The organism is Mycobacterium sp. (assembly GCF_050701675.1).
In the GTDB taxonomy this organism is placed as follows: Bacteria; Actinomycetota; Actinomycetes; order Mycobacteriales; family Mycobacteriaceae; genus Mycobacterium.
Genome location: NZ_JBOGDD010001122.1, coordinates 1 through 3544, shown reverse-complemented (window position 1 = coordinate 3544; position 3544 = coordinate 1). Strand labels below are relative to the sequence as shown.

3 protein-coding genes are annotated in these 3544 nt (G+C 65.9%); all 3 read right to left on the bottom strand.

The window, feature by feature from the left end; genetic code table 11:
* Positions 1 to 107: 107 nt before the first annotated feature.
* Positions 108 to 1367, bottom strand: coding sequence for an arginine deiminase (locus ACRDUX_RS34775; protein WP_526421057.1), 1260 nt, complete (start codon positions 1365 to 1367; stop codon positions 108 to 110).
* A complete protein-coding gene (gene arcD / locus ACRDUX_RS34770; RefSeq protein ID WP_526421055.1) occupies positions 1364 to 2842 on the bottom strand; it encodes an arginine-ornithine antiporter in 1479 nt (492 codons plus the stop codon). The genes ACRDUX_RS34775 and arcD overlap by 4 nt, the downstream gene beginning before the upstream one ends.
* Before the next feature lie 187 nt (positions 2843 to 3029).
* Positions 3030 to 3544, bottom strand: a 515-nt coding sequence (locus tag ACRDUX_RS34765; RefSeq protein ID WP_526421053.1) for a universal stress protein, incomplete at its 5' end; no start/stop codon positions are given.

Genomic DNA, 3544 nt, shown 5'->3' with positions numbered 1-3544 from the left:
TAGTTGAAGTAGGTACTGCAGGTCACGATCGGTGTGATGGACGAGGCTGAGCAGACTGCGGTTTCGGTTGTTGAACGCCATGGCCGGACTCGCTTTCGGGTAGAAACTCAGGTGTAGAGCGGGTCGCGCAGGATCGGGCATGTCATGCACCGGCCGCCACCGCGGCCCCGGCCCAGCTCGCTGGCGTCGATGGTGACGACCTCGACGCCCGCCTTGCGCAACGCGGTGTTGGTCAGTGTGTTGCGGTCGTAGCCGATGACGACGCCGGGTTCGAGGGCGACCACGTTGTTGCCGTCATCCCACTGCTCGCGCTGGATGCCGTAGACGTCGCCTGCGGTGGTGACGACGCGAAAGTCCACGCCGACCGCTTCGCCGATCGTCTCGATCAGCCCCTTTGGTTCGCGCCGGACGTCCAATCCGGATGGCGAAGCATCGTCGGGCCGCAGGCTGATCGGCACGATCCCGTCGACGACAGGGGCGAACGCCGTCACCAGGTCGCGGTCACAGAAGGTGAACACCGTGTCGAGGTGCATGGCAGAACGGGTCTTCGGGAGCCTTGCGATGATCACTCGGTCAGCCGCCCCTGCGGCAAACAGGTTGCGCGCCACCTGGGTAATGGCCTGATGAGAAGACCGCTCGCCCATGCCGATCACGACGAGTCCCTTGCCGATCGGCATCACGTCGCCGCCCTCGAGAGTGGCCAGCCCGTGATCGGCGGGAGCTCCGTCGACGTCGCCAAGCCACACGTCGTACTTCTCGTCGGCGAAGGCGGGGTGGAACTTGTAGACCGCGGTGGTAAGCAGGGTCTCCTGGCGCCGCGCAGGCCAGTACATCGGGTTCAGCGTGACACCACCGAAGATCCATGCGGAGTTGTCGCGCATGAACTGCGTGTTGGGCAGCGGTCGGATGACGAACCCCGCGGGATCCAACGAGTTGAACAGCGCGAGGAAGCCGCTGTCCACCTCTTGGCACACGTCCTGATAGGCGACGCCGCCAATGAGGAACTCCGCCAACCGATCCGGTGGCAAGCCGGTCAGCCAGGCCCGGATCTCATGCGTGAGTCCCGGCCCGACCAGATCGTCGGTCACCTCGCGATCCAACAGCCAGTCCCTGCCGTCGGGTTTCGCCACGACGTCGGCGAGCAGATCCTGAAGCTCGAGCACCTCCACGCCGCGGTCGACCATCTTGGCGACGAAGTCGAAGTGATCACGACGGGCCTGCTGCAGCCAGATGACGTCGTCGAAGAGCAGCTCGTGGCAGTTGTCCGGGGTGAGCCGTTGGTGGGCCAGGCCGGGCGCGCAGACCATCACGCGCCGCAGCTTGCCCGCCTCGGACCAGACGCCAAGCCGGGATTCGGTGGCGCTCACAGGACGGACAGGTTTCCGGTGGCGATCAGCACGGCGGCCAGTACCGACGTCAGCGCTACGACCGCGACGGCGACCAGTTCGGGCTTGGTGAACGCCGGCAAGTGGCTTTCCCTACGCGCCCAGAGGTACAGCGCGGTGCCCGCGAGATAGAACATCGCCGCCACCAGCAGGTACTGCCAGCCGCCCGCGTAGACCAACCACACCGCATAACCCAGCGCGACGACACCGATGACGAGATCACGGACGCGTCCACAGCCGGCCTCGTAGGTCTCGCCGCGAACCGCCAGCAGCACCTGGTATGCCGCCGACCACAGGTAGGGAAGCAGTATCAGGGACGTGGCCAGGTAGACAAGGTTGGTGTAGGTACTCGCGTTGGCCAGTGTCCACAGCAGCAGGGCCTGGACGCACAGATTGGTCATCCATAGCGCATTGGCCGGTGCGCCGTGGGCGTTCTCCTTGGCCAGGGCCTTGGGCATGACGTGCTCGAGTGCGGGCAGCCGCAGAATCTCGACGCACAGCAGCACCCAGGCGATCAGGGCACCGAGCAGTGAGACGACCAGGCCGATCGAGATGAAGGCCGCGCCCCAGCTGCCCACCTCGTTCTCCAGCACCCCGGCCATCGAAGGATCGGGCACCCCGGCGAGCTTCGCCTGAGCCATCAACCCGTACGACAGCAGGTTCACCATGAGCAGCAGCGCCAACACACCGGCGAAGCCGAGCACGGTGGCCCGGCCGACGTCCTTGCGCCTGGCGGCGCGCTGGGAGTAGACGGAGGCGCCCTCGATGCCGATGAACACCCACACGGTGACCAGCATCATGTTCTTGACCTGAGTCATCGTGTCGCCGAGGGGAGCGCCGTCGATCTGGGTGGCCTTGCCCCAGAAGTCGGCGGAGAACAGCCCGGCCTTGAATCCGACCGCGGCGATGGCGATGAACACCAGGATCGGGACCACCTTCGCGACCGTTACCACGACGTTGACGAACGCGGCGGTCTGCACGCCGCGAAGCGTCATTGCGTGCACGACCCACAGCACGACCGATGCGCCGATGATGGCGGGAACTGTTGCGCCGCCCTCGAATTGGGGAAAGAAGTAGCCCAGCGTCGAGAACAGCAGAACGAGGTAGGCCACGTTGCCGACCCAGGCCGACACCCAGTAGCCGAAGGCGGACGTGAAGCCGATGTAGTTGCCGAAACCGGCTCGGGCATAACCGTAGACGCCGCCGTCGACCTCCGGCTTGCGGCTTGCCAGGGTCTGGAAGACGAACGCCAGCGTCAACATGCCGACGCCGGTGATTGCCCAGCCGATGAGCAGCGGGCCGGGAGCGGCGCTGGCTGCCATCTGCGAGGGCAGCGCGAAGATCCCGCTTCCGATCATCGACCCGACGACGATCGCCGTCAGGGCTGCGAGCCCGAGTCCGGCTCGTGAGCGTGTAGGTCGGGTGTCGGGGGGCGGGGAAATGAGTGTGTCGGACATCGTCGTCCCTTCAGGTCGGATCATGGCGTCAGATCAGTAGGCGTGATTGACGCTAGGGGCTTCGCCCGCCTAGGTCGGGAGGCTTTGGTCCTCGATCGTGGGCCGTAGGTCCCGTGCGCCAGTTGTGCACGAGGGCATAGCTGGTGTCGTGGCTACACCGTTTGACTCTCGCCGTGGAGCCCGCTCGTCAGCGGCGCACGATCAGCACGGAGCACTCCGGGTGCCCCATGATGGGATGACAATGCGGGCCGACGATTTGGGCGACTTGTCCTGCCTCGTCGGCACCGACGACGACCAGCTCGGTGGGGTCGGCGTCATCGTTGAGGAATTGCACCAGGCCGGATCGCGTGGTGACCGGGTAGACGTGAACGTCGGGATAACGCTGCCGCCAGGTCGCCACGAGGCGGTCGAGTTCGTCGTAGGGAGTGAAGCCGAAGTCCTCCTGCCACAATCCGACCGCGAGGACGGGAGCGTGGCGTAGTCGAGCCTCCTCCATGGCGGTGACGACGATGTCTTCATCGTCGGTCGACGCCTTGACGGCGACCACGATCCAGCGGCGGTCCGTTGACTGCCCCGCGCCGCGGTCCCGAATGATCGCCACCGGGCAGTGTGCGCCCTCGGCCAACGCCGTCGCCGTGCTGCCCAACAACTTTCGGGAGATGGCACCGATGCCGACTGAGCCGACGCAGACCAGCTCCGCAT